The sequence below is a fragment of the Marinomonas sp. AWM4_232 genome, from assembly GCF_056158325.1.
Genome location: NZ_JBSWTA010000001.1, coordinates 3,360,443 through 3,386,365, shown reverse-complemented (window position 1 = coordinate 3,386,365; position 25,923 = coordinate 3,360,443). Strand labels below are relative to the sequence as shown.

Here is a 25,923-nt window from a genome sequence, read left to right as displayed (position 1 = left end):
TAGAGCTTTTGCCTAGTGAAGTTTCAATTTTGGCTTAACAACTTTACCTATACGCTGAGCCGCTAGGATAATCATTGCTTTAAACCAGCCGTGTATAGCAATTAGATGAAGGCGATAAAGAGAAACGTAGACAAATCGAGCTAAGCGCCCTTCCACAAACATAGACCCCTTCATCAGATTGCCCATTAGACTACCTACGGTACTGTAACGGCTTAGATTCACCAGAGAGCCATAGTCTTTGTATTCATATTCCTTTAATGACTCGCCCTTTAGCGAAGCCAAAATATTCTCATGAACTAAGGACGCCATTTGGTGCGCGGATTGAGCTCGAGGCGGCACAAAAGAGCCGTTCTCTTGCTTACAAGCACAACAGTCACCAATGACGTACATATCGTCAAATTCTGTACTTTGTAATGTGCCTTTCACTAGGATCTGGTTATTACGTGTGATTTCTAGCCCTTCAATATTTTGAATAAACTCAGGTGCTTTGACACCAGCAGCCCAGATCATTAAGTCTGCGCTAATCACTTCTTCATCAGCCGTCACCAGCCCCTCCCTTCGAGCTTCGGTAACACGAGTGCCTTCGTGCACATGAACGCCTAGCTTCTCTAGCTCTTTCTTTGCATTGTTAGCGATACGATCAGGTAAAGCAGGCAGAATGCGTGGACCAGCCTCAACCAGCTCTACTTTTACCTTCTTTGAAGACATTTCAGGCATACCATAGGCTTTAAGTAAGTCTGCAACATGGAACAACTCTGCCGACAACTCCACGCCTGTCGCACCGCCCCCTACAATGGAAATATTGAGTTGCTGATCGCCACCCATTTGATGGATCCGTAAAAACTGGGTCAAAAGGGCTTGCTGGAAACGCTCAGCTTGGCGGTGGGAATCTAAGAAATAGCAATTTTCTGCAACACCTGGTGTACCGAAATCATTGCTCACGCTGCCTACCGCCATCACAAGTATGTCGTAAGAGACTTCTCTGACTGGCAAAACCTCACGTCCCTTGTCATCTTCCATGCTCGCAAGACGAACACACTTCTGCTTTGGATCAACGTCAATAGCCGTACCCAATTGGAAATCATAGTAATGCTTAGCGGAGTGAGCACGGTAATTAATACCGTCTGTGTTGATATCTAAGGAACCGGTTGCCACTTCATGCAGTAGAGGCTTCCAGATATGAGTTTGAGACCGGTCGATTAACGTAATCTTAGCTTGTTTACGTTTACCAAGACTGTGACCAAGGCGGGTTACTAATTCAAGACCGCCTGCACCGCCACCGAGAACAACGATGTGTTTCATTTAAAAATCCCCAAATTGTGAATGATTTGCTAAACATTCCTGCTTGCTTAGCAAATCATTCATCTCTTCACATCTACTTGGGGCGCTTAGCGAGAAGCCTATCTAGTGTGTTCGCAAAATTAGCTTTATCTTTATCGCTAAAAGGCGCGGAGCCGCCGGTATCAAATCCGCTCGAACGCATTTGATCCATAAAGTCACGCATGGCCAGCTTTTGCTTAATATTTTCAAGGGTAAATAGCTCACCTTTAGAGGTGAGAACGGTTGCACCGCGGGCAATACAATCGGACGCCAAGGGAATATCTGAGGTAATCACCAAATCTTCTTTGGATACATTCTGCTCAATGTACAAATCTGCTTCGTCAAAACCACTAGGAACGACTTTACGAGTCAACCACTTGCTGTTCGGTAAGGCAATGGCCACATTGGCAACAAAAACACAGACGATTTCACATCGTTCAGCAGCTTTGTATAGAACAGGTTTGATGGCGTTGGGACATGCATCAGCGTCCACCCAGATTTGCATTGATAACTCCTTCTACAAGAAGCTCAATTATTCCTATTGTCTAAAGATTTGGCTATAGCTTTAGGGAAAATTATTAGATGTTTTTATTATAATTAACGAGGTATCCATTTATTAAACCAGTGTGGGAAATAAATGAACACCTCATTAGTAAATTACTAATTTAAAATATCTTATTTATTCAATAGCGCAACATTTGGTATAGATTGATCACTTTTGAACCCTTTTAATGATTCAGCAGCGGTATTGGCTCGAAGAAGAATGTGATCAAAATAGAATTTTGTCTTTGCCAACCAAGCTTCATCCGCAGCAGCGTCTTGCGCTCCTTTGAGCAGTAACCAGCCGCCTAACACGTAACCTAATTGCATCATGTAATCAAAAGCAGCTTCTGAAACATTTACTTGCTGATCCAACATCAGTTCGGTGGATGACTGCAGTAGCTTAACTTGTAATGAAAGAACTTGGACGTGCTCATCAAGCTGAGCAAAGCTTGCCAGATCCGTTGATATCTCTTCAATTAACGCGGCCATACCAGCGCCTTTGTCCGCTTTCAACTTACGTCCAACGAGGTCGAGCGCTTGGATTCCGTTGGTACCTTCGTAAATTGGCAAAATACGTGCGTCACGGTAAAGCTGAGCAACCCCCGTTTCTTCAATAAAGCCCATACCACCGAAAACTTGTACTGAAGTAGAAGTAATCTCGAGCGCCAACTCCGTTAGCCAACCTTTCACAATCGGCGTATAGAGCTCATTTCTAACGAGATGAGACTTGTCTATCTTAGCAAGATCTCCTTCCACTGAAGCGGTGTACATCAAGGCACGCATCGCTGACAGCATACTGGCCATTTGCCATAGCATGCGACGCACATCACCATGCTCAGCGATAGCAACCTTCCCTTCTACGCCTTTTACATTACCTTGTTTTCGATCTTGAGCGTAATCAAGCGCCATCTGATAAGCCGCCTCAGCCACTGCCAATCCTTGTAGACCGACACTTTGCCGAGCATTGTTCATCATTGTGAACATTGCCATGAGGCCGTTGTTCTCTTGTCCTACTAGATACCCTAACGCCCCCTCAGACTCACCAAACTGCATAACACAAGTCGGTGACCCATGGATACCAAGCTTATGCTCTAGAGAGATAGGGTAAACATCATTTCGGCGCCCTGGTTGGCCGCTTTCATTCAAGAGATATTTTGGTACCAAAAATAGCGAAATCCCTTTAACACCCTCAGGCGCATCAGGCAAACGAGCCAATACCAAATGAATGATGTTTTCACTCATTTGATGGTCGCCCCAAGTAATGAAGATTTTCTGACCATAAATACGGTAGTGATCACCTTCCCTTTCTGCTTTGGTTTTAATCGCAGCCAAATCGCTACCAGCAGATGGTTCGGTAAGATTCATGGTGCCAGTCCATTTCCCAGAAATCATATTAGGGAGGTAGGTAGACTTTAGCTCATCGCTTGCGTGGGTTTCGATGGCGTCTACCGCCCCTTGAGTTAGAAGCGGACACAACGAGAAGGAAAGGTTGGCAGATTGCACACCTTCGTTAAAGGCAACTTCCAAAGCACGTGGTAACGCTTGACCACCAAACTCTTCGGGGGCGCTCAACGTGGTCCATGCAGCCTCTTGCAATGCCTCATAGACGGGGTTGAATGTCGAAGTTTCTTGAACACAACGATCAACCATCTTTGGCGGATCTAGATCACCTTGACGATTTGTCGGGGCAACGCATTGCTCAGCAAATTTTCCAGCTTCACTGAGAATTGGCTCCAGTAAATCGTCACTGTAATTTGGGAATTGTGCCTCGAGACGCTTTAATTTTGCGATATGCTCGAGGCAGAACTTGATTTCAGTAGCTGGGTATTGGTAACCGCCCATTGTCTCACTCCTTATAATTTTTATTGTTTTAAGAGTGGTAAATATACACGTTTTCAACAATGGCAAATGATCGCTAATTCACTAACATTTGAGTTCAACTACATGACGCCGTGTCACTTAAGCGCCTTAAAATCTGCGTGTTTGCGGTATTCACCCGGTGTCATCCCAGTCCATTTCTTAAATGAACGATAGAACGCACTTGGCTCCTCAAACCCCATTAGCGCAGCAATCTCATTAAAAGATAATTGTGGCGCGTTGATGTATGTGATCGCCGCCTCTTTTCTGCACTCATCTTTTATCTGCTGAAATGAGGTATTTTCATCCGTTAAACGTCTCCTCATTGTGGAAACACTCATATTTAGCAATTGAGCCACTTCCTCAGCAGAGAGCATCTCTTGCGAAAAGTCTTTCCCCAAAATAGAAATCACACGGGATTTAAGGCTATTGTCATTATCCACCATCACCAAAAGCTGATATGGTGCCGTTTTCATAAAGCTACGTAAGCTCTCTTCATTCTGCACCAACGGCATATCAAGATAAGAGGCAGGAAATACCAAAGCATTGCCGTGCTGAGAGAACTTAATATCAGATTGAAAAAGAGTCTGATAATACTCCACATCATCTGGTCGAGAGGCAGTAAAATATGCGGCTTTTAATACAAGTCGTCGGCCAATCAACCAACTGATGAAATGATGCCACATTGAAAGCGTACTTCTGACACGCTCTCGGGACTCAAACGCCTGATCCAGAGAAATATCTTTTTCAAGTTCTATGGACTCAATCGGCGCAAACGTCACTTTCGCAAAGCGACCTTTTTGCACCACAATTGGCTTGATGGTTGGCCCCCTGCAAATTTCATAAAAATCGCTACAGCGACGTAATGCTTGCGCCAAATTCTTAGAATGCAGTATGCAAAGGCACATCATTCTGAAAGAACCTTTAGGCATTCTACCACCACTTAATATGCCGAATGACTCATCATTCATACGCTGCATTATACGTTGATAAAGCAAGCCATATTGGTATGCAGAAAGCCCTTCCTTAGTGTCAATATCTTGCTTACTAATGCCTACTTCATCAAGTAAAGGCATGACATCGCAACCTTGGTTTTCTACGGCACTCAGCAAATAGCGCACGCTCTGTGCTGGAACGGTTGCCTTCAATCCCATACAAACGGTCCCCTATAATTATTTTTAGGCACAAAAAAAGGCCGCATTAACATGCAGCCTTTTCGATTCACAATTAATGTTCTTCCGTTAATGCATCAATTAAATCATTATTAACCAGCTGTTCAGCACTTTTTTCAGGCGCTTGCGCGACTGTCGCCTCTGCAACTTTTGGCGTAAAAGTAAAACGTTTAGGTCTTACTTTTGGCTCAACTTTTTCAGCTTCTGGCAATAAACCCAGACGGCCTAGCTTACGTTGAGCTTGCTCTTTTCTTTGCTTAGTTTTCTTGGCATCAAAGCGCGAAGGAGAAGCCGCCTTACGTGCTTTTTTCTGCTCTTTTAGCATTTCCTTGGTACCAGTTTTACCAAGTTTCCCTTTCATGCTACGGGATTTCTTCATGCGAGACATAACTCACCTCTCTTACAAGACATGTATTGTAGCAATCTAGATCGACTAGGTCACGCTGATCGCATTGACTAATTAGCAATCCGCTTTAAATGCACGATGGCCTTTTTTACGCAGATTGCCGATCTCTCCTAATGCCATTTTTGCAGAAGACGCATCCTTATCCGCTACCGCTTTGTCTAAAGCAACAAATGCAGTGATGGTATCGTCCATCACGGATTGGTAATCAGCCATTCGCTGGCTAAGCTCTGCCCCTTCAATCCCCTTTTCCGTGAATAGATATGGTTTTTCCTCACGAGCATCCTTCAAAACGGCAATAATACGGTCAATACGAGCATCGGCCGATGCATAATCCTCTTTTTTAACTTCAAAGGCCAAGCTCTTCATTTCAGTCTTTAGAGTGTCCATATCTTCATGCAAAGGCGATGCTTTACAATTAGCATGGGCAAAACTACTAACGCTCATCGTCATCAGCAAACCAGTCAAAGCTACTTTTTTACTTAACATCTCTCTCTCCTGTTTCTGTTAAGTCGATCTAAATCACTTTAACGTATAGAAACCTATAACGCAGTATGGTTCCTTAAATTTCCACAAAAGATCTATGGATTTGCCTTTTACACCTTAAAGCGCGCAATTTGCTGCTCTAATCGGTCTGCAACTTGAGCCAATGACTCAGCACCTTCCGCAGTTTTGTTGGATTCAGCAGATAAACGATGCGAGATGTCCTGAATGGATTCACTATTCTGTGAAATGTCTCTGGTCACAATGTTTTGCTCTTCTGCTGCACTGGCAATTTGCATCGCCATATCACTGATACGTTGGACCGACGCTAAAATAGAATCCAATGCTGTGGCAGCAGCCGCTGCTTCATTAACAGCGCCATCTGCAATGGTCGTTGATCGCTTCATACAAGTGACCACGTTAGAAGTAACAGAGTTAAGTCCTTCAATTTTCTCACGAATCTCTTCGGTCGAGCTCTGTGTTCGCTGTGATAACAAGCGCACTTCATCAGCAACAACCGCAAAACCACGCCCCTGCTCACCCGCTCGTGCGGCTTCGATGGCAGCATTTAGCGCAAGCAAATTGGTTTTCTCTGCAATATCCTGAATAGTCAGCAAAATAGAGCTGATTCCTTGAACATGAACATCCAAGTTGCTGATAATTTCTGATGCCTGGTGCACTTCAGTGGCAAGGTTTTTAATTTCCTGCTGTGAGCCACTTACAATTCGGCTACCTTCATTTGAAGTGTCGGCCGCCTCCCTCGATGCCCCTGCTGTATTTTCAGCGTTCAGAGCAATTTCTTGTGTTGCAGTTGATAACTGACTTACAGCTGTCGCCACCATAGTAATTTCATTTAACTGAACACCTAACTCACGACTGGACTGAAGTGACAACGTTTTAGAATCATGAGCCAAACTATTAAGACTACGAGACATCGTCTTAATATCACCAATTAAGCCACCAAGCGTTCCCAAGAAGCTATTAAAATGCGCCGCTAGTTGACCTACTTCATCTTTGCTATCTACCTCAATACGCTTAGTTAGATCACCTTCACCCTTACTAATTTCCTCCAGTGCACGACTAACTTGAGTGATACCCGCTAGTAATTTCGAGCTGATAACCGACATCACCAATGAAACCAAAAGCGCTATCACAATAGCGGCAGGAACAAGAGTAAAAAGAAGCTTGTTTAGAGGGGCCATCACTGCACTACGATCCAACTCAAAAACAATGGTCCAGTTACTATTTGGCACGTCAAACTTCGCAACCAGCTCTCCATTTACAGTAACAATTGTCGCATCTTGCAGGTCTGACAGCTGGTAACCGAACACATCACTAACCGTTTTGTTATAATTCGATTTATCTCGATCCGCTAAAACAACACCATCTTTATTAGCAAGGTAAGCTCTCCCCTCACCAGCAAGCTCTACATCCAAAACGCCTTTTGTTACATCATCAAGATTAATGTCCGCTCCAGCGACGCCAATGAGCTGTCCTTTTTTCATCACCGCTTGAGCCGCTGTGATCATAAGTAGCCCAGAGGAAGCCCCTACATACGGAGAAGTAAAAATCACCCCTCTATTTTTTTGCGCGTCCTTGTACCAAGGTCGCTTTCTTGGATCATAGCCTGGAGGAAGGGTTTCATTAGGATCATTCTGTAACATAACGCCTGCTTCAGAACCAAAATAGCCTAATGCAAAACGTCCAGCGTCGGTAGCTTGCTGTAACGTTTCAAGCGTTGCCTCTGAGCGACTTAAATATGTTGCAAGCGCCGATACTGCCGCTTCTTTACTCGCTTTCCACTCTACAATTTTTTCAACTTGACCATTACCCACTGCAGAGATTTCGTTTTGTATACTCTGATTTATTGAACCCTTCAGCTGGGTGTAACTTATTGCACATACAATGAATGCGGTCATCACCGCACAACCAAACACCAATAAAGAAAATTTACGTCTTAACGTCATAGACTGCCCCAATCTAAGTACTCATGATAAAGTTATTATGTTGTTATATTGATAAATCCACTTTTCGCAGCAATACACTATAAATGAATCTATAAGAAAGTTTTATGACCTCACCCTACGGCAAGCAAGCACTGTTCATTTTAGTTATTTTATTTAGTGCTACATCCCATTCCATCTACGCAGCGGAATGCGCGGATCGCAATGCAATGTCAGCAGCGATGAGTGCTTCACAGATCATAATGGGCGGCAATAGCTTCAAGAAACCAAGAGTTTTGAAACGCCACCATCCCAGTAAACGCAAAGAGGTCGCCACTTACTTCAAAAGTGGCGACCTCTATTACACTCTGTACTGGATTATATCAGATAACTGTACAGCAGGGTTTATTAAACGCACTCAAGGCAAGCGCTAACCTTTGTTAGCACTTGCGTCTTCCTTGTCATTATCGGCTTTTTTACCTTCTTCAGCCGACTTTTCTTTCTCAGCATTCTCTTCCTCTTCTCCAAGCTTTGAGATCTCCTCTAAGCGCTTAAGAATTCTCGCTGAGATAGTGCCTTCAGGATACTTACCATTTGAATCCAATTCGCCAGGCTCCAAGCCAGTCAGCAGATGCAGTGCCTCGTCAGCTTTCTCTACAGCATAAATATGGAATTGGCCTGCTTTCACTGCCTCAATCACCTCATCACTTAGCATTAAATTGATGACATTTGACTTAGGAATAATAACGCCTTGAGAGCCAGTCAAACCACGAGCATGACAAACGTTGAAGAAACCTTCAATTTTCTCATTCACACCACCGATAGCCTGTACTTGACCATATTGGTTCAATGAACCAGTAATGGCTAAATCTTGGCGCAATGGCACATTGATCAAAGCAGACAGTAAACAACATAACTCGGCTGTCGAAGCGCTGTCCCCATCTACATAACCATAGCTTTGCTCCATTGCGATGGAAGCACTGATGTCTAATGGGAATTCTTGCGCGTAACGGTGACCAAGGTAACCTGAAAGGATCAACACCCCTTTAGAGTGAATACTTTGCCCAAGGTTCGACTCACGCTCAATGTCGACAATCCCCTTACCACCAGGGTAAACCGTGGTAGAAATTCTTGCGGGTGCTCCGAAGCTACTGTCGCCAATTTGCATAACGGTTAAACCGTTAATGTTGCCTATGGCCTTACCATCACTTTCGAGCAAGATGGTGCCATCGACAATTTCTTCAATGATCTTTTCGGCAACACGACCTGTACGATGTTTCTTGGCTGCTAGCGCTCGTTGTACATGAACATCGGTAATCACATCGTCTTTTGCCAAGTCTCGATTAAAGTCAGCTTCACCTAAGAGTTCGAACACATCGCCTATTTTGGCAGCCATTTCTTTTTGATGCTCAGCCAGTCGGCTGCTGTACTCAATTAAGCGAGCAACCCCTTCATCTGTCACATCAGCATAGCCTTCTTTGGCGACTCGATCTTTCAACAATCGAGCAAATGCTAGCTCGGTTTCCTTATCACGCTTAAGTGAGTCATCGAAATCCACCAATACCCTAAACATTTCTTGGAAATCAGGGTCGGCATCTTGTAACAAATAATAAATCTCACGTGAGCCAATTAGAACCACCTTCACCTGCAATGGCAGATCTTCAGGTGACAGAGTGGTTGTACTCATTAAACCCATATCCGCATAGGGATGCTCAATTTTTAGAGTCTTGCTCTTTAGAGCACGCTTTAATGCTTCCCATAGATAGTGATCGGTCAGAAGCTTTTCAGCGTCTAAAATTAAGTAACCACCATTTGCAGCATGCAGACTACCAGAGCGAATCAAACGATAGCTAGTGACCAACATACCTTGATCAGAGCTGTACTCTACTTGTCCAAACAGATTACGGTAAGTTGGGTGAGGTTCGTAAATAACCGGCTGACCGCCATCAGAGGTATGCGTGACCGCCACATTCGGCAGATACATTTCCTCATACATAGTGCGACGACTGGATTCATCACGATTATCCGACGCTTTATCGTCAACAAACTGATCGATAATGACCTTATCAAGGTCTTCGCGCATTTCGTTTAGAAATTGAACCATAATCTCTTGATCGGCATACTTCTCAAACAAAGGCGCCATTAAAGGATCAAGTGATTCCTTCACGGTGTTTAAATTCAGCTCTCGCAACTGCTCATACGAAATACGCTTCCAAGTTGGTAAGCTCAACAGCTCATCGTTCAGCATACCCTCAAGCTCAGATACACCTGCTTGGAATGCATCACGCTCATCATCAGTAAGCGTTGCGAAATCTGCTTCTTCTAATGCTTTGCCATCACGCATTGGTGCAAAGCTTACAGAGGATGCATCACGGAACATCGCCACCCCGATTTTCGAGGCATGACGTTCCACTAGATTAATCGCCGCTTCATATTGATCGTTGAACGCACGATCAATAGCGCCTTTTTGTTGCTGGTAATTTGGGTGCTCAAACGCAGCTGGGAATGTTCCCATTAAGCCGTCTATCAAGGTGCGAATATCTTGTTCAAAGACTTTTGCTTGTCCTGGCTGAAACTCAATGGCTTTTGGTGAACGTGTGTCTTTAAAATTATTAACATACACCCATTCACTTGGTGTTTGTTTGCGCTTGGCTTCACTCTTCAAATAACTGGTTACATAAGAAGAACGGCCTGTGCCCGCTCCGCCCATCACGAAGATGTTATAACCAGGGCGATGCATCGCCACACCAAATTGAATGGCTTCAACGGCACGTTCCTGCCCCAAAATTCCACTCAGTGGCTCTAGTTCACTAAGAGTTTTAAAAGGAAGGCTTGCTTTCTCGATTTTTGCTGCCAGCGCATTCGGCGCTAAGGCTTGAACCATTTCTGACATCTAACAGGTCCTTTTGAACATAGCCATCACATTAAATAAACAGGCTACGAAAGTGTTATTTTTAAATTAAGATATTATCGCGCTTAACTTTTGAAAATTTGCGATGAAAGTTCTCCGAGCTAATTTCCATAAGCTCTTCGATACGAATCTGTTTTAGATCCGCTACAAATTGGGCTACGTCTCTGACGTATTTAGGCTCATTCTTCTTACCACGGTGCGGAACCGGAGCTAAGTAAGGAGAGTCCGTTTCTACCAATAACGCATCTAAAGGCAGTTTCTTAACGTTGTCACGAAGATCATCAGCATTTCGGAAGGTCACAATGCCCGAAATCGAGATCATGTAGTTTAGATCTAACGCACTTCTTGCCATATCGTAATCTTCAGTGAAGCAATGAAGTACACCTCCAACCTCTTTGTTACCATACGCACGAATAAGGTCTAACGTATCATTCTTCGCATCACGAGTATGAATAATCGTTGGTAACTCAAGCTCACCGGCGGTGGCTAAATGTATTGCAAAACTGTCTTTTTGCGCGAGATGGTTTTCAGGCTCTTTATCATAAAAGTAATCAAGACCTGTCTCACCAATAGCCACCACCTTCTCTCTTGATGCCAAGGCTAACAACTCGTCATTGGATGAAAGCAAGCCTTCCTTATGAAGTGGATGCACGCCACAGCTGGCAATCACACCTGCTCGTTCGGTGAATTGATACACCTCTTCAAAGCTTTCTAGGTCTACTGAGATGGTCAAAATCTGAGAGACACCCGAATCTCTAGCGGCATCTATAGCACCTTGGGTGCCTTTTTCATAAGCTGATACGTCTAATTTATCTAGATGACAATGTGAATCTACAAGCATGTATTTACCAAGAATTTAATTCGCCTACTAACTGTATAGTGGGGTTAAGATGAGTGATATCAAGCTGTCGCTTCAACCCTGTTAAACTCGAACTAAAATTCATCAACCGATAAACATCATATCGAGACAATAGAGCATTCAAAACGCTTTCAATGTGTGTGTCCTTCTGTCCTGTAGCCGAATAATGTATTGCTGCAGAGAGCAATGCCAACAGACCATCAAGCCACAGAGCAACACCATCTTTTGGCACTTTCGCCGCTAACTCGTCTGTTCGCATACTACCCTCCAGCCACTGCATTAGATGGTCCGGCAAAGCTTGAAGTAACTCATGCTGCTTTGAGTCAACCAGTCGAAGTAACTGATATGGCGTTTTAGAAAACCATAAAAGATCGCTTACATCCGCTTGAACTCGTTCATTAACCCATCCAACAACAAGAGCTGGATCAGGTGCTGGCAGCATTACTCTTTGGCATCGACTTAATATTGTTGGCATCAACGCTCTAGACGTGTGGGTTGTCAAAATAAAGTATGTCGAAGACGGCGGCTCCTCTAAAGCTTTTAAGATTGCGTTGGCCGCATTCACATTCATTTCATGAGCTTCATGAATAACGACCACCTTAGAAAAGCCTAACTGCGGTTTATTCGCCACTTTTGCTACAACTTGTCTGACTGCATCGACACGAATACCACCTTCACGACCGTCCAATACTAACCAATCAGGATGGGTATCAGCTTTCGCTACCTGACAGCTATGGCATGTGCCACATGGCGCTTTATCTGGATGCTCACAAAGCAACAGTTGGGCCACTTGTTGAGCAAACTCACTTTGTCCAACACCATTAATACCACTGACCAGCAGAGCATGGTGAAAACGACTTTGTCGGCGCCAAGTCTGAGCCTGCTGATAAGCATCTGTTAACCATGGGGCCAATTCAGTCATCATGAAGTTTTCTCTAGCAGACTCAGTTGCTGCAAAATTTGCTCAGCAACATTGTCCATCGTCTGACTCGCATCCAACACGGCAAAACGTGCTGGCTCATCAGAAGCTAACTCTAAGAACCCACTTCTTACTGCTTTGTGAAAGGCCGTCGATTCACCATCAAGTCGGTTAGCGTCACCACGGGAGGCTACTCGACTTAACCCCATTTCGACAGGCACATCCAGTAATAAAGTTTTATCTGGCATACACCCTTCTAAAAACGATGATCTCAACATATCAATAACGGATTTGTCGATTCCTCGTCCAATCCCCTGATACACATAACTTGAATCCACAAACCGGTCACTGATTACCCATTTGCCCTCAGCTAAAGCTGGTAATATTGTGGTATTGATATGTTGAACTCGAGCAGCAAACACCAATAACAGCTCAGTATCTGCTGCAACAGCCTCGTCTCTAGACGCCAAAACAAGCTCACGAATTTCTTCGGCCATTGGCGTGCCACCTGGCTCTCGAGTAAGAACATACTCAATATTACGCTCTTCAAGCCACGCTTTAATCACATGAATTGCCGAGCTTTTACCTGCGCCTTCACCGCCCTCTAGGGAAATAAATTTACCTTTCATACAAACCTCTATTGAGTCGGAGTTGACGTGTAATCTTTGCGACGCTGGAAACGCTGGTAGCGAGCAACCGCATTATTGTGCTCTCGCAACGTTTTTGAAAAAACGTGTGAACCATCACCTTTGGCAACAAAATACAAAGCTTTCGTCTCGCCAGGATTCAGAGCCGCTATAATCGCTTCTTTGCCAACATTTGCGATTGGCGTAGGCGGCAGTCCATTTATCTGGTAAGTGTTATATGGTGTGGCGCGGCGCAGATCCGCACGGGTGATATTTCCGTTATAACGCTCTCCCATACCATAAATCACCGTTGGGTCGGTTTGTAACCGCATTCCCTTTTCAAGACGGCTGATAAATACCCTTGCGATTAGCGGACGTTCCGCGGCAACCCCGGTCTCTTTTTCGATGATTGAAGCCATGATCAATGCTTCATAAGGAGATTTAATAGGCAAACCTTTCGCTTTATTTTCCCATGCATCATCCAAAGCCGTATTAAGCAATGCATGCGCTTGCAAAAAGATATCTAAATCCGTATCACCATCGTGGTAGCGATATGTATTTGCAAATAGCAAACCCTCTGGAGAGTCGTGCTCAACCCCTAATTTTTCAGCGATTTCTTTTGCGGAAAGGCCGTCCAGCGTCATCTTGATATTACCTTTCGCTTTCATTGCATTAAGGTAATCGCGGTAAGTATGGCCCTCAAGTAGGGTAATTGGGTAAAAGATGGTCTCCCCTGAATCAAATTTAGCCAACACGTCCATGAAACTCATGCCAGGCTCAAGTTGATATTTACCAACTTTAGGCGTTAATGATGGATCTAATTCATGAGCCAATCGAGCCAGTAATGGATGTGGGAGCCAGCCCTGATCCGCCAATTGATACCCTAGCTTGATAATAGAAGTGCCACGCTCAATATCAAATGTCATGCTTTCTTTAATAGGAAGCGGCTCCGTTAAGGATTTATAAGCCCATGTTGCCGCTAGCGCAGAGAGCGTCGCGACCAAAACCAGCATCAGTACTATCCACTTTACATACTTCATATTGGATTTATTTTTTCCATTAATTGTTTGGTCATCGGTCCTATTGGAAAGGTTTTGTCGTTAAACCTAACTACAGGCATTATTTGACTCATTGCATTACACACAAAGATCTCATCGGCCAGCATTAAATCTTCAAGCGTGTAGCGGCCGATTTCAATACACCCATCAAAGCCCGCTAAGATTCGACTCCTCAGACTACCTTGAACACCACTTGTCATCAGGGCAGCAGTCCTCAGTCTACCTTTGTAAAACCAGAATAGATTGCTTTGAATGCACTCGATGATAAAGCCATTAGCATCGACTAGAACAGCCTCATAGTAGCTTGCAGGCAGACAGGATTTTGCCATCACATTTTCTAAGCGATTAAGGTGCTTTAACCCCGCCAATGATCGATTAATGGAGGCATTGATAGGAGAAGTCGTTAATGATACACCCACTTGATGCATAGCCGCATAGTTTGGCTTTTCAAATACGCCGAGAATAAACTCAAAGTTAGAGGTATCTGGTGGCAAATAGCCACGACCGCCTGACCCACGCGTCAAAATAATTTTCAAACCAGAGTCGGGGTACTCTTGCGCTTTTTGACCGACAAACGACCAGATCTTCAGCCAAAGGTGGTCATCAACTGCAAAATTGAGCCTATGACAGCCTCTTTTTAACCGGGTTTGATGAATAGCAAGATTAACCACATCACCATGCAGTACTGAGAGCGTTTCGAATAGACCATCACCGTAGGCTAAACCACGGTCTGATAAAGAAACATTTGTGTCTGGAAGGGAGTTCCTGAACCACTGCATATGATTGATCTCATTGAAAAAGCTAAATCATAACAGATTAGATAGATGGCGTCCCATAGGGGGTTCGAACCCCTGTTACCGCCGTGAAAGGGCGGTGTCCTAGGCCTCTAGACGAATGGGACGTAGTTGAAGCGTACTTCGAATGATTAATTTTGCACCTTAATCAAGAAAGGTGGCGTCCCATAGGGGGTTCGAACCCCTGTTACCGCCGTGAAAGGGCGGTGTCCTAGGCCTCTAGACGAATGGGACACATCATTGCTTCCGTAGAAGCTCTCTACTCTTTCAAGTTAGAGAATTTGGAGCGGGAAACGAGGCTCGAACTCGCGACCCCAACCTTGGCAAGGTTGTGCTCTACCACTGAGCTATTCCCGCATACTGTCATACACTTTTTACAACCTGCATTAAGTTGGCGTCCCATAGGGGGTTCGAACCCCTGTTACCGCCGTGAAAGGGCGGTGTCCTAGGCCTCTAGACGAATGGGACACATCATTGCTTCCGTAGAAGCCCTCTACTCTATTGAGCAAGAGATTCTGGAGCGGGAAACGAGGCTCGAACTCGCGACCCCAACCTTGGCAAGGTTGTGCTCTACCACTGAGCTATTCCCGCATATTGTCATGCACTTTTACAACCTGCATTAAGTTGGCGTCCCATAGGGGGTTCGAACCCCTGTTACCGCCGTGAAAGGGCGGTGTCCTAGGCCTCTAGACGAATGGGACACATCATTGCTTCCGTAGAAGCCCTCTACTCTATTGAGCAAGAGATTCTGGAGCGGGAAACGAGGCTCGAACTCGCGACCCCAACCTTGGCAAGGTTGTGCTCTACCACTGAGCTATTCCCGCATATTGTCATGCACTTTTACAACTTACTTTCCTGAATTAGAAAGCGTTGGCGTCCCATAGGGGGTTCGAACCCCTGTTACCGCCGTGAAAGGGCGGTGTCCTAGGCCTCTAGACGAATGGGACACATCATTGCTTCCGTAGAAGCCCTCTACTCTATCGAGTAAGAGATTCTGGAGCGGGAAACGAGGCTCGAACTCGCGACCCCAACCTTGGCAAGGTTGTGCTCTACCACTGAGCTATTCCCGCATACTGTCATACACTTTTTACAACCTGCATTAAGTTGGCGTCCCATAGGGGGTTCGAACCCCTGTTACCGCCGTGAAAGGGCGGTGTCCTAGGCCTCTAGACGAATGGGACACATCATTGCTTCCGTAGAAGCCCTCTACTCCATTGAGTAAGAGATTTTGGAGCGGGAAACGAGGCTCGAACTCGCGACCCCAACCTTGGCAAGGTTGTGCTCTACCACTGAGCTATTCCCGCATATTGTCATGCACTTTTACAACCTGCATTAAGTTGGCGTCCCATAGGGGGTTCGAACCCCTGTTACCGCCGTGAAAGGGCGGTGTCCTAGGCCTCTAGACGAATGGGACGCATCATTGCTTCCGTAGAAGCCCCTACTCTATTGAGCAAGATATTTTGGAGCGGGAAACGAGGCTCGAACTCGCGACCCCAACCTTGGCAAGGTTGTGCTCTACCACTGAGCTATTCCCGCATATTGTCATGCACTTTTGTACAACCTGCATCAAGTTGGCGTCCCATAGGGGGTTCGAACCCCTGTTACCGCCGTGAAAGGGCGGTGTCCTAGGCCTCTAGACGAATGGGACACATCATTGCTTCCGTAGAAGCCCTCTACTCTTTCGAGTTAGAGAATTTGGAGCGGGAAACGAGGCTCGAACTCGCGACCCCAACCTTGGCAAGGTTGTGCTCTACCACTGAGCTATTCCCGCTTTAAGCTTTCACAAACATCAGCTAAGCTAGCATGGTTTTAGCCAATCCGTAGATTGGCGTCCCATAGGGGGTTCGAACCCCTGTTACCGCCGTGAAAGGGCGGTGTCCTAGGCCTCTAGACGAATGGGACACTTGTGCGCCTTGCTGTGTAAGCGGGTGCGTATATTACTGTTAACAAACGGAAAATCAACAACTTTTTTTAAATATCTGTAATCTAAGCGAAAAAAAGTGGTTTCCTATACTTTTACCTATAACAACGACTCTACTAAAGAGGGAGAACGATGAAAGCATTGATCGCAAGCAGCCTAGTCCTTGTTGCACTAGGCCTACAAGGCTGTGCCAACACAACCCACACCATCAATATCGAACCTCAAGATACAACTCTAGATGCTCAGTACAGTAACCAGCGCCAAATCCATGTTGTCGTGAAACCTTTTCAGGAAATATCTATTGGTCACATCAAAACCGGAATTGGAGAAAAAGCAGATATAGAAATCGGTAACAATGTTCAACAAGCCTTGAGCGACTACATGAATAACAAACTCAACATACTTGGCTTTAAAACCAATCAAGGCCAATTACCAGCAACACTATTCACCATTGAGCTGAATGAGCTTAGCTATGTCACCAAAACCATTGCACTAAAAACAGAAGCAAAACTGACATCACAAATACGTGCAACGGTATCACAAGGGGAGCAAACATATACTGCTACGTTTACATCAGAGAAGGTAGACCAATATGGCACACTACCAGATAGAGACGTTGTAGAAAGTGAAATCAATGAACTTTTAGGCAAAACTATTGACCGAGCTTTTAAAGACAAGAAGATTGTCCAGTTACTCGGCCAATAATAGCTCCCCTACTATTTCAGCCTAAGCTTCTCCCTTAGGCTGAAATTTCAATGAGGCAGAGTTTACACAGTAACGAATACCCGTTGGTTCTGGTCCGTCTGGAAACACATGCCCAAGATGCGCATCGCATTTTTCACATACAATTTCGACACGCTGCATCATCCAAGAGTTATCCTCTACCTCTTTTATATTTTGTTTATCCGCGTCATAAAAGCTAGGCCACCCAGATCCAGAATTATATTTTGTCTCAGACTCGAATAGATGCGCCCCACAACAAACACATTCGTAATGACCTTCTTCATAAAACTTTTCATAACGCCCAGTAAACGCTCGCTCAGTGCCTTTCTGACGAACGATTTGATACACTTCTTCTGGTAGACGCTGCCTCCACTCTTCATCACTTAGTGACTGAAATTGGCTTGGCTGTTGTTCATTACTCATAAAACATGACTCCTGTTTTGCGTCTCTACATTATAACTGATTCCATTACCCTATATGAGGAAGCGTGGTGCAAATACGTAAATCGAATAAACTTGCAAACATCTGCTATGAGATTCGCGGACCGGTTCTTAAAGAAGCGGTACGCATGGAAGACGAAGGCCACCGCATCCTAAAGCTGAATATTGGCAATCCAGCGCCATTTGGCTTCGAAGCACCTGACGAAATCCTAGTTGATGTCATTAAGAACCTACCTAACGCCCAGGGGTACTGCGAATCAAAAGGCCTATTCTCTGCGCGCAAGGCCGTTATGCAGAAATATCAGGCCCTAGGCATTCGTTCGGCCAGCGTCGAAAACGTTTGGATGGGCAATGGAGTCAGCGAGCTTATCGTGATGGCGATGCAGGCCTTATTAAATGATGGCGACGAGATTCTTATTCCAGCGCCCGACTACCCACTCTGGACCGCTGCTGCCACCCTATCTGGTGGCTATGTTCGACACTACTTATGTGATGAAGAAAATGGTTGGCAACCAGATATTGCCGACATCAAATCGAAAATCACCAATAAAACCAAAGCATTGGTCATTATCAACCCGAACAATCCAACTGGCGCTGTGTATTCTGAAGCCATATTAAAAGAGCTGGTTGCACTAGCCGAAGAACATGGCCTACTCCTGTTCTCTGACGAAATTTACGACAAAATTTTGTACGACGACGCCCAGCACATTCCAACCGCCACCTTAACGGAAGGCAAAGTCCCATGTGTTACGTTTGGCGGCTTATCAAAGGTCTACCGCACAGCCGGCTTCCGATCTGGATGGATGATTATCACTGGGCCCAAAACCGGCATTGAAGATTACATTGCTGGTATAGACATGCTGAGTTCTATGCGTCTATGCGCTAATGTGCCGGCACAACATGCCGTGCAAACGGCCTTAGGCGGTTATCAGACCATCAATGAGCTAACTGCACCTGGCGGACGCTTACTAGAACAACGCAACCTGGCGTGGGAAATACTAGACAGCATCCCTGGGGTTCATTGCCATAAGCCCGAAGGGGCTTTGTACCTATTCCCAAGGCTCGACCCAAAAGTCTACAACATTAACGATGACGTAGAAGTAGCCCTTCGCTTCCTAAAAGAAGAAAAGGTCTTACTGGTACACGGTACAGGCTTCAATTGGCCAACACCAGATCACTTACGCATTGTATTCCTACCACATGTAGAAGAACTGCAGCCTGCCATGGAACGCTTTGCGGCGTTTTTATCTCGCTTACGCAATTAAATCCTACTTGAAAAGGAACCAATTGCCCCTATGATGCTCCATAGTATTTTCACTCTGGAGCATCTCTATAATGCGTATATTGCTTTTCCTTTTAACCAACATTGCGGTTTTGGTCGTTGCCAGCATCGTTTTGAGTGTTTTGGGCGTTGAGCGCTACATCTCAAGCAGCGGCTTAAACCTCACATCACTACTCATTTTCTGTGCCGTATTCGGCTTTACAGGAAGTATTATTTCCTTATTGCTCTCTAAAAAAATGGCGAAATGGGGTTCAAAAGCTCAAGTAATTGAGCAGCCACGTAACCACAAGGAGCAATGGCTTCTAACGACTGTTCAAGAGCTGGCAAATGACGCTGGTATTAAAATGCCAGAAGTTGCTGTTTTCCCTGCTCATGAAGCGAACGCCTTTGCAACCGGCTGGAACAAAAACGATGCCCTAGTAGCCGTTTCCAGTGGCATGCTAGATCGCTATCCGCCAGACGAAATCCGCGCGGTCATGGCACACGAAATTGGCCACGTTGCAAATGGCGACATGGTGACATTGACCTTGATTCAGGGTGTGGTGAACACCTTCGTAATGTTCTTTGCTCGTATCGCAGGCTATGCAGTCGATCAATTCCTTCGTAAAGACGATGAAGGAGAAGGTAGTGTGGGTTGGGGGTATTACATCGCCACTATGTTATTTGAGATTTTGTTTGGCATCCTAGCCAGCATGATCGTCATGTGGTTCTCCCGTTACCGCGAATTCCGTGCGGATGAAGCAGGCGCTCGATTAGCAGGTAAAGGCGCGATGATTGCGGCTCTCGCTCGAATTCAAAGTGAGCACGAAGTATCTCACATGCCAGATACCATGGTTGCTTTTGGTATTCGCCGCGGCCCTAAATCCAGCTTGGGGGAGCTATTTTCTAGTCATCCACCGATTAACGATCGTATTGCAGCACTTCAAAAGCTGTAATCACTAATCCAATAAAAAAAGGCCCAGCGGGCCTTTTTTTATGTTCCATTCGCTATAAAGTCTTAACGCTGCTTCTTAGCAATAGTTTCTAAAATGTATGCTAACAGCGGAATCCCTTGTTCTTTTTCTATATTGTTAAACTTAATTCCATATACGTACATAAACTCTACCCCCATTCGAGATAGAAAAGCATTATCAGCAATTGAGGACTGTAGCTGCTCGAGCATTTGAATTTCCTGAGAGCGAATTTCACACTCAATCTTAAGAATGTGCTTATAATCACCAATTAAAAGATTCAATGCAATTTTCATGGTTTGATTAACTGAACCAAAGTCTTCCTTAGAGAGAATTTTACACCCTCCCGTACTCAAGTCGACAACCACGCCTGTCGCACTTGTTAGAATAGATTGCTGCCCACCATCAGGCTCCATTGAACAAATTAATCTTGATTCTACTCGAACCGATTGACGAACCTCCGATGCATCAACCATTGCAGGCGTTGCAATATGCAAATGCGCAGCTGGCTCCAAATAACTTTTAGCAATTTTCGTGGAAAAAGCACACACGACTGTAGCGGACATTAGCCGTACATTTACAACTTGGCTATCACGTACGATGATATTCTTACCATTTACACGAGGGCAAGAAACAATTAAAGAACGCCCTGCCATACGCCCAAGCACCTTGACCGTATGACGCCCAGGCGGGGAAATAAACTCAATTTGTACACTTGTACCAACAGGTATAGAAATATCATCAAAAGCAACTTGCGTAACTTCTGCCATTAAAACTCCTAACAGCGTTTCTGGTGAAAACCTAACGCATTAAGCTCACTTGAAAATATAGAATGCACAACAGTCATGGTATTAAATTCATCTCGCTCTACGTAGTTCTTTCGCAACCAGTCGAAACCTCTGTCTTCACCACTATTCATAACATACTTGAAGCGGGCAGAATCTCTTGCCACATCAAAGCAACATTGAATTGCTCTATTCAATGCCTCTTCTTTCCCAAGGTCAGAATTCATTTTTATTTCACAAATACTACCCTGACTGACCGCTTCAGAAAAACTACTTTTGAGAGGAATATCAAAGAAGTTGCAAACGGACTGGTAAATAAACCACGTTCCCTTTTCTCTACCCTGCTTACTGTACCCAGCAATATGCGGTGTTGCGATGTCACACAAAGCAGCAAGCTGCATATTTGGATGGGGCTCTTCATGCCATACATCCAGCACAAGATTAAGAGCGCCACCTAACGCATGAAAGCGCTCAATCAATGCCGTCTCATTAATGACACCACCTCGCCCAGCCGAAATAATGGTTTGCCCAGCAGACAGGTGAGCAACGTATTCATCGTTGATCATATCAAAGCTTGGGTAAGCACCTGTGTGAGTTAACGGCGCATGCAAACAAATTACATCGCAAGTCATCACTTCACAAAGCGTTGTTAACGTCACACCTGAGACCGTTTCGTCAACTAAAGGATCGTAGGCAACCACCTCACAACCTAGCTCGACAAAACGTGACGCAACACAGCGCCCAACATTACCCTGTCCGACAACCCCAATTTTCGCCTTAAGCCAGTTTACCGACTTAGTAAAATACAAATATGACAAGGCACTAAAGACGTAGTCAGCGACAGCATCAGCATTGCAACCAGGCGCACTATTAAAACCAATGCCCTTTTCCGATAAATATTCGGCATCTACGTGATCCGTACCTATGGTGGCACTTCCTACATATTTAACCGACGTACCTTCAAGCAACGATTCATTTACTTTGGTAACAGAGCGCACTAACAGTATATCCGCATCCATCAATTGCTCTTTCGACAAAGAACGACCATTCACTAGAGTAATGTCGCCTAAACCGCCAAAAAGCGCTTCAACATTCGGCATATTCTCATCGGCAATAATTTTCATAGCACTCTCTTAGGTGGGGTATAACTAACGATTCTGAAGATTTAAAATGGCGAGCAAATAAAGCTTGAGCAAACAGTGAGACGCGATTGGGAAGACCATTCTCTATCAGCTCTGACACTCGATTTAAAACAGCTTCTCTAAACGGAGATGGGTCATAATCAGGTAATGCCAAATTATCTACGCTGACATCAAATTTCATTCCGCATGACCAATGGAATAGGCATTCATATGCTTGAGGTTGCACCTCAAACTTTTCAAACTCTTTTTGCTGAGCGAGGGTGCGACCATCTTCGGCATACCAATAGCCAAAATCGTCTTGTTGACGCCTTTCTTCTCCAGCCACGCACCAATGGCTGACTTCATGCAAAGCACTTGAGGCATAGTCGTAGCGATATTGAATTTGACTGACACCAGACTCGTCACAAGCCAGATAAAATGGTTCGTCAAAGCCGCCCTTTAAAACTGTTTGGTAGGTCGAAAAAAAAACGTCATAAAACGTCTTTTCGAGAAATCGTGCGTTCACTTAATCACTCAAAATCAAAGCCCTCTCTCATCACGAGGGCTTTATTCAAAAATGACTTAGCCACGGAAGTATCGTGATGGGAAGAATGGCATCTTCGCAGGGGTTAACGGGATAAGTTTACCACGTAATGAAGCGAAAAGGGGCTGCTCAAGTTTATCTGTCTGCACATAACCCATTATAATTGGCTTCTCAAGAGATGGTGCAAAGCCACCACTGGTAACAGAGCCTGCTAGATCACCAGATTCAGTCACAATATCCACACCCTCACGCACTGGCGCCTTACCTTCCACCAAGAAGCCAACACGCTTACGTGAAACGCCTTCAGCAAAATGCTGTAGAACCACATCAGCCCCCACAAAGTTACCAGCACGCTCACCTTCAGCACGACGAACTTTCTGAATTGCCCAGGTGATTGAAGCTTCAACAGGGGTAGTCGATTGGTCTAAGTCATGGCCATATAAACAAAGACCCGCCTCTAAACGAAGAGAGTCACGGGCACCTAGACCAATCCATTCCACTTCTTCTAGAGCAAGTAACGCCTGACAGAAAACTGTGACATTCTCGTTTGGAACAGAGATCTCGTAACCATCTTCACCAGTGTAGCCGGAGCAACTTACCCAAAGCTCAACACCGTTCCACATCACCTTAGTGGACTGCATAAACACTAATGCTTTTAGTTCTGGCAACAGCTTAGCCGCCGCTTCACGAGCTTTAGGCCCTTGCAGCGCAACCAGAGCACGATCAACCACTTCGACTGACGTTGTTGGTAAATTGTTAGTCAAATGCGCAACATCTTGCTCTTTACAAGCAGCGTTCACTACCATGTAAATTTCTTCATCGCCCCAATTTGTAAACATCAAATCATCAGAGATACCGCCATTAGTCGTCGTGAACACACCATAGCGCTGTTGATTAAGCCCTAAACCGATGACATCAACTGGCAAAAGCGCCTCTAATTCTTGTTTTACGTTCTCACCACGTAAAATAACCTGTCCCATATGCGACACATCGAACAGTCCAGCCGAGGAACGTGTCCAAAGGTGCTCTTTCTTCACCCCCATTGGGTATTGAACTGGCATTTCATAGCCTGCAAATTCGACCATGCGAGCGCCTGCATCGACATGCGCTTGATATAAAGGAGTACGTTTCATGAGCACCTCTGGTTAACATTAAATCAAAATGGGATGTTTCGGATGTTTCCAATCGGAAACAAAGTATCATCGTTAAACCAAATGAATGCAACCTCGAATCTACTTACTACCAATAAAATCCATTAACATCAGTTACTACGTAAATAAAATAGTCAAAACTGCACATTCGGTTAATCTTTCTATTTGCGACATTTTTATGCATTCAATTCAATTTGTATTGAACAAATGTTTCCAATCGGAAACTTTTTGTTTATGATGCATTCATCTCATAGCAATGCAGATGATTAGTACGAAAGGAGAGATGATCTTTTTTCAATTCATTTTCCGACATAAATGATAGAATAAGTATCGTCTCAGAATGTCATCGACATGAATTTCAATTAAGAGGATCTCAAAATGGCTAACACTGAAGCCTTTTTCAGCCAAGCGCTTAAAGACCGCGATGCTGAGTTATTCGCAACGCTTGTAGAAGAGCAAGAGCGCCAAGAAACTGGTATCGAGCTTATCGCATCTGAAAACATCGTTTCTAAAGCTGTACTAGAAGCTCAAGGCTCTGTTTTGACTAACAAGTACGCGGAAGGCTACCCAAACCGTCGTTACTACGGTGGCTGTGAAGCGGTAGACGTAACTGAGCAACTTGCTATTGATCGTGCTAAGAAACTGTTTAACTGTGAATTTGTTAACGTTCAGCCTCACTCTGGTGCTCAAGCAAACGGTGCAGTAATGCTTGCATTGCTTCAGCCAGGTGACACGGTAATGGGTATGACACTTTCTTCAGGTGGTCACTTAACTCACGGTGCTGCACCAGCGCAATCAGGCAAATGGTTCAACGCTGTTCAATACGATGTAAACCCAGAAACATTGTTGATGGACTACGATGCGATTGAAGCTCAAGCTCTTGAGTGCAAGCCGAAAATGATCATCGCGGGTGGTTCTGCTATCCCACGTCAAATCGACTTCAAACGTTTCCGTGAGATCGCTGACAAAGTAGGCGCTTACCTATTCGTTGACATGGCACACATTGCTGGTCTAGTTGCTACAGGCGTTCACCCATCGCCTCTTGAGCACGCACACGTTGTTACAACAACAACTCACAAGACTCTACGTGGCCCACGTGGCGGTATGATTCTTTCTAACGACCTTGAACTAGGTAAAAAGATCAACTCTGCTGTATTCCCTGGCTACCAAGGTGGCCCACTAATGCACGTTATCGCTGGTAAAGCGGTTGCATTCGGTGAAGCACTAAAACCAGAGTTCACTGACTACATCAAGCAAGTTGTTGCGAACGCTAAAGCGCTAGCAGAAGTAATGGTTGAGCGTGGTTGTGACATCGTTACCGGTGGTACTGACACTCACCTAATGCTTGTTGACCTTCGTCCAAAAGGTCTAAAAGGTAATGCAGCTGATGCAGCACTTGAGCGCGCTGGCATCACTTGTAACAAAAACGGCATTCCATTCGACACTGAAAAACCAATGGTTACTTCAGGTATCCGTCTAGGTACACCTGCTGCAACCTCTCGTGGCTTCGGTGAAGAAGAATTCCGTAAAGTTGGTCACCTAATCAGTGACGTACTAGACGGCCTAGTTGCAATGCCAGAAGGTAATCCAGAAGTAGAAGCTCGCGTAAAGGCAGAAGTACAAGAGCTTTGCAAACGCTTCCCTCTTTACCGCTAATTTGCGCACAGCCCGAGACTCGATCTCGGGCTATTTATAATAAAGGATAGATCGCCATGAGCAACATTCCATCGAATTTGAAATACGCAGACTCTCACGAGTGGGTTTTAGATAACGGTGACGGTACTGTTACTGTTGGTATCACTGACCACGCACAAGAATTACTAGGTGATGTTGTTTACCTAGAACTACCTGAAGTCGGTGCAGAAACCACAGCTTCAGAGCAGTTTTCTTTGGTAGAGTCTGTTAAAGCCGCATCAGATATCTATGCCCCTGTATCTGGTGAAGTTGTTGAAGTTAACGAAGCATTGGATGACTCTCCAGAGCTTGTTAACGAATCACCTTTCGAGGACGCTTGGATCGCTAAAATCAAACTTAGCGATGCAAGTGAACTAGACAAGCTAATGGACGCGGACGCGTACGCTAGCTCTATCGAGTAATCGATACCACACCCCTCTCCTA

General features: G+C 44.9%; 24 protein-coding genes and 16 tRNA genes. 6 read left to right on the top strand and 34 right to left on the bottom strand.

Annotated elements, in window-relative coordinates; translation table 11 throughout:
- Positions 1-12 precede the first annotated feature (12 nt).
- The 7 genes from ACXAC1_RS16130 to ACXAC1_RS16100 all read right to left on the bottom strand — a co-directional run bounded on the left by ACXAC1_RS16130 (position 13) and on the right by ACXAC1_RS16100 (position 7,745).
- Entirely contained in the window at positions 13-1,302 is a 1,290-nt protein-coding gene (locus ACXAC1_RS16130; RefSeq protein WP_475062763.1) for an NAD(P)/FAD-dependent oxidoreductase, read from the bottom strand.
- A 73-nt stretch (positions 1,303-1,375) separates the two neighbouring features.
- Positions 1,376-1,825, bottom strand: coding sequence for a YaiI/YqxD family protein (locus ACXAC1_RS16125; protein WP_133559835.1), 450 nt, complete (start codon positions 1,823-1,825; stop codon positions 1,376-1,378).
- A 170-nt stretch (positions 1,826-1,995) separates the two neighbouring features.
- A complete protein-coding gene (locus ACXAC1_RS16120; RefSeq protein ID WP_475062761.1) occupies positions 1,996-3,705 on the bottom strand; it encodes an acyl-CoA dehydrogenase in 1,710 nt (569 codons plus the stop codon).
- 113 nt (positions 3,706-3,818) lie between these two features.
- A complete protein-coding gene (locus ACXAC1_RS16115) occupies positions 3,819-4,874 on the bottom strand; it encodes an AraC family transcriptional regulator (RefSeq protein ID WP_475062759.1) in 1,056 nt (351 codons plus the stop codon).
- Between the two features lie 73 nt (positions 4,875-4,947).
- Positions 4,948-5,280: a hypothetical protein gene (locus ACXAC1_RS16110; protein WP_475062757.1), complete on the bottom strand. Its 333-nt coding sequence runs from the start codon at positions 5,278-5,280 to the stop codon at positions 4,948-4,950.
- A 72-nt stretch (positions 5,281-5,352) separates the two neighbouring features.
- Positions 5,353-5,784, bottom strand: coding sequence for a cytochrome b562 (locus ACXAC1_RS16105; RefSeq protein WP_475062756.1), 432 nt, complete (start codon positions 5,782-5,784; stop codon positions 5,353-5,355).
- 107 nt (positions 5,785-5,891) lie between these two features.
- Positions 5,892-7,745: a methyl-accepting chemotaxis protein gene (locus ACXAC1_RS16100; protein ID WP_475062754.1), complete on the bottom strand. Its 1,854-nt coding sequence runs from the start codon at positions 7,743-7,745 to the stop codon at positions 5,892-5,894.
- 104 nt (positions 7,746-7,849) lie between these two features.
- Between ACXAC1_RS16100 and ACXAC1_RS16095 the strand changes: the two genes are divergently transcribed.
- The gene (locus ACXAC1_RS16095) at positions 7,850-8,155 is read left to right on the top strand and encodes a hypothetical protein (RefSeq protein WP_475062752.1); all 306 of its coding nucleotides are present in this window, start codon (positions 7,850-7,852) and stop codon (positions 8,153-8,155) included.
- Here ACXAC1_RS16095 and ACXAC1_RS16090 read toward each other — a convergent pair.
- From ACXAC1_RS16090 to ACXAC1_RS15985, 22 genes are all read right to left on the bottom strand, one after another.
- The gene (locus ACXAC1_RS16090) at positions 8,152-10,614 is read right to left on the bottom strand and encodes a Lon protease family protein (RefSeq protein ID WP_475062751.1); all 2,463 of its coding nucleotides are present in this window, start codon (positions 10,612-10,614) and stop codon (positions 8,152-8,154) included. The genes ACXAC1_RS16095 and ACXAC1_RS16090 overlap by 4 nt on opposite strands.
- A gap of 61 nt (positions 10,615-10,675) precedes the next feature.
- Complete coding sequence (locus tag ACXAC1_RS16085; RefSeq protein ID WP_475062749.1) at positions 10,676-11,473, bottom strand: TatD family hydrolase; 798 nt, start codon at positions 11,471-11,473, stop codon at positions 10,676-10,678.
- A gap of 4 nt (positions 11,474-11,477) precedes the next feature.
- Positions 11,478-12,416 (bottom strand): DNA polymerase III subunit delta', encoded by a 939-nt coding sequence (gene holB / locus ACXAC1_RS16080; RefSeq protein WP_475062748.1) that lies wholly within the window; start codon positions 12,414-12,416, stop codon positions 11,478-11,480.
- Positions 12,413-13,039, bottom strand: a complete 627-nt coding sequence (gene tmk / locus ACXAC1_RS16075) for a dTMP kinase (RefSeq protein WP_475062747.1) — start codon at positions 13,037-13,039, stop codon at positions 12,413-12,415. Before tmk ends, holB begins: the two co-directional genes overlap by 4 nt.
- A gap of 8 nt (positions 13,040-13,047) precedes the next feature.
- Positions 13,048-14,076 carry an endolytic transglycosylase MltG gene (mltG, locus tag ACXAC1_RS16070; protein WP_475062745.1) on the bottom strand — a complete coding sequence of 343 codons (1,029 nt, stop codon included), beginning with the start codon at positions 14,074-14,076 and terminating at the stop codon, positions 13,048-13,050.
- A complete protein-coding gene (pabC, locus tag ACXAC1_RS16065) occupies positions 14,073-14,873 on the bottom strand; it encodes an aminodeoxychorismate lyase (RefSeq protein WP_475062744.1) in 801 nt (266 codons plus the stop codon). Before pabC ends, mltG begins: the two co-directional genes overlap by 4 nt.
- A 46-nt stretch (positions 14,874-14,919) precedes the next feature.
- Positions 14,920-14,995, bottom strand: a tRNA-Glu gene (locus ACXAC1_RS16060).
- A gap of 51 nt (positions 14,996-15,046) precedes the next feature.
- Positions 15,047-15,122 (bottom strand) — tRNA-Glu (locus ACXAC1_RS16055).
- Between the two features lie 48 nt (positions 15,123-15,170).
- Positions 15,171-15,245, bottom strand: a tRNA-Gly gene (locus ACXAC1_RS16050).
- A gap of 35 nt (positions 15,246-15,280) precedes the next feature.
- Positions 15,281-15,356, bottom strand: a tRNA-Glu gene (locus ACXAC1_RS16045).
- A gap of 48 nt (positions 15,357-15,404) precedes the next feature.
- Positions 15,405-15,479 (bottom strand) — tRNA-Gly (locus ACXAC1_RS16040).
- Between the two features lie 34 nt (positions 15,480-15,513).
- Positions 15,514-15,589 (bottom strand) — tRNA-Glu (locus tag ACXAC1_RS16035).
- Positions 15,590-15,637: 48 nt separating this feature from the next.
- Positions 15,638-15,712, bottom strand: a tRNA-Gly gene (locus ACXAC1_RS16030).
- Between the two features lie 47 nt (positions 15,713-15,759).
- Positions 15,760-15,835: transfer RNA gene (locus ACXAC1_RS16025), tRNA-Glu, on the bottom strand.
- 48 nt (positions 15,836-15,883) lie between these two features.
- Positions 15,884-15,958: transfer RNA gene (locus ACXAC1_RS16020), tRNA-Gly, on the bottom strand.
- A 35-nt stretch (positions 15,959-15,993) separates the two neighbouring features.
- Positions 15,994-16,069 (bottom strand) — tRNA-Glu (locus ACXAC1_RS16015).
- Between the two features lie 48 nt (positions 16,070-16,117).
- Positions 16,118-16,192 (bottom strand) — tRNA-Gly (locus ACXAC1_RS16010).
- A 34-nt stretch (positions 16,193-16,226) separates the two neighbouring features.
- A tRNA-Glu gene (locus ACXAC1_RS16005) sits at positions 16,227-16,302 on the bottom strand.
- Between the two features lie 47 nt (positions 16,303-16,349).
- Positions 16,350-16,424, bottom strand: a tRNA-Gly gene (locus tag ACXAC1_RS16000).
- Positions 16,425-16,460: 36 nt separating this feature from the next.
- A tRNA-Glu gene (locus ACXAC1_RS15995) sits at positions 16,461-16,536 on the bottom strand.
- 48 nt (positions 16,537-16,584) lie between these two features.
- Positions 16,585-16,659 (bottom strand) — tRNA-Gly (locus tag ACXAC1_RS15990).
- Between the two features lie 55 nt (positions 16,660-16,714).
- A tRNA-Glu gene (locus ACXAC1_RS15985) sits at positions 16,715-16,790 on the bottom strand.
- A gap of 151 nt (positions 16,791-16,941) precedes the next feature.
- On the opposite strand from ACXAC1_RS15985, the gene ACXAC1_RS15980 reads away from it, so the two are divergent.
- Positions 16,942-17,514, top strand: a complete 573-nt coding sequence (locus ACXAC1_RS15980; RefSeq protein WP_475062742.1) for a YajG family lipoprotein — start codon at positions 16,942-16,944, stop codon at positions 17,512-17,514.
- Positions 17,515-17,535: 21 nt separating this feature from the next.
- On the opposite strand, the gene msrB is transcribed toward ACXAC1_RS15980, so the two are convergent.
- Positions 17,536-17,955, bottom strand: a complete 420-nt coding sequence (gene msrB, locus ACXAC1_RS15975) for a peptide-methionine (R)-S-oxide reductase MsrB (RefSeq protein WP_475062740.1) — start codon at positions 17,953-17,955, stop codon at positions 17,536-17,538.
- 67 nt (positions 17,956-18,022) lie between these two features.
- On the opposite strand from msrB, the gene ACXAC1_RS15970 reads away from it, so the two are divergent.
- Entirely contained in the window at positions 18,023-19,237 is a 1,215-nt protein-coding gene (locus tag ACXAC1_RS15970; RefSeq protein WP_475062739.1) for a pyridoxal phosphate-dependent aminotransferase, read from the top strand.
- A 67-nt stretch (positions 19,238-19,304) separates the two neighbouring features.
- Complete coding sequence (gene htpX / locus ACXAC1_RS15965) at positions 19,305-20,189, top strand: protease HtpX (RefSeq protein ID WP_475063848.1); 885 nt, start codon at positions 19,305-19,307, stop codon at positions 20,187-20,189.
- A gap of 62 nt (positions 20,190-20,251) precedes the next feature.
- Here the strand turns inward: htpX and ACXAC1_RS15960 are convergent, their stop codons facing one another.
- Genes ACXAC1_RS15960 through gcvT form a run of 4 tightly spaced genes read right to left on the bottom strand, consistent with a single transcriptional unit; the run spans position 20,252 to position 23,787 of the window.
- On the bottom strand, positions 20,252-20,974 hold the full coding sequence (locus ACXAC1_RS15960; protein ID WP_475062737.1) for a flagellar brake protein: 723 nt from the start codon (positions 20,972-20,974) through the stop codon (positions 20,252-20,254).
- 8 nt (positions 20,975-20,982) lie between these two features.
- Complete coding sequence (locus tag ACXAC1_RS15955) at positions 20,983-22,113, bottom strand: 4-phosphoerythronate dehydrogenase (protein WP_475062736.1); 1,131 nt, start codon at positions 22,111-22,113, stop codon at positions 20,983-20,985.
- Entirely contained in the window at positions 22,094-22,636 is a 543-nt protein-coding gene (locus tag ACXAC1_RS15950) for an elongation factor P hydroxylase (RefSeq protein WP_475062735.1), read from the bottom strand. Before ACXAC1_RS15950 ends, ACXAC1_RS15955 begins: the two co-directional genes overlap by 20 nt.
- A 56-nt stretch (positions 22,637-22,692) precedes the next feature.
- Positions 22,693-23,787, bottom strand: a complete 1,095-nt coding sequence (gcvT, locus tag ACXAC1_RS15945; RefSeq protein ID WP_475062733.1) for a glycine cleavage system aminomethyltransferase GcvT — start codon at positions 23,785-23,787, stop codon at positions 22,693-22,695.
- A 396-nt stretch (positions 23,788-24,183) separates the two neighbouring features.
- Between gcvT and glyA the strand changes: the two genes are divergently transcribed.
- On the top strand, positions 24,184-25,461 hold the full coding sequence (gene glyA / locus ACXAC1_RS15940; RefSeq protein ID WP_133559855.1) for a serine hydroxymethyltransferase: 1,278 nt from the start codon (positions 24,184-24,186) through the stop codon (positions 25,459-25,461).
- Between the two features lie 56 nt (positions 25,462-25,517).
- Entirely contained in the window at positions 25,518-25,901 is a 384-nt protein-coding gene (gene gcvH / locus ACXAC1_RS15935) for a glycine cleavage system protein GcvH (RefSeq protein ID WP_228191965.1), read from the top strand.
- Positions 25,902-25,923 lie beyond the last annotated feature (22 nt).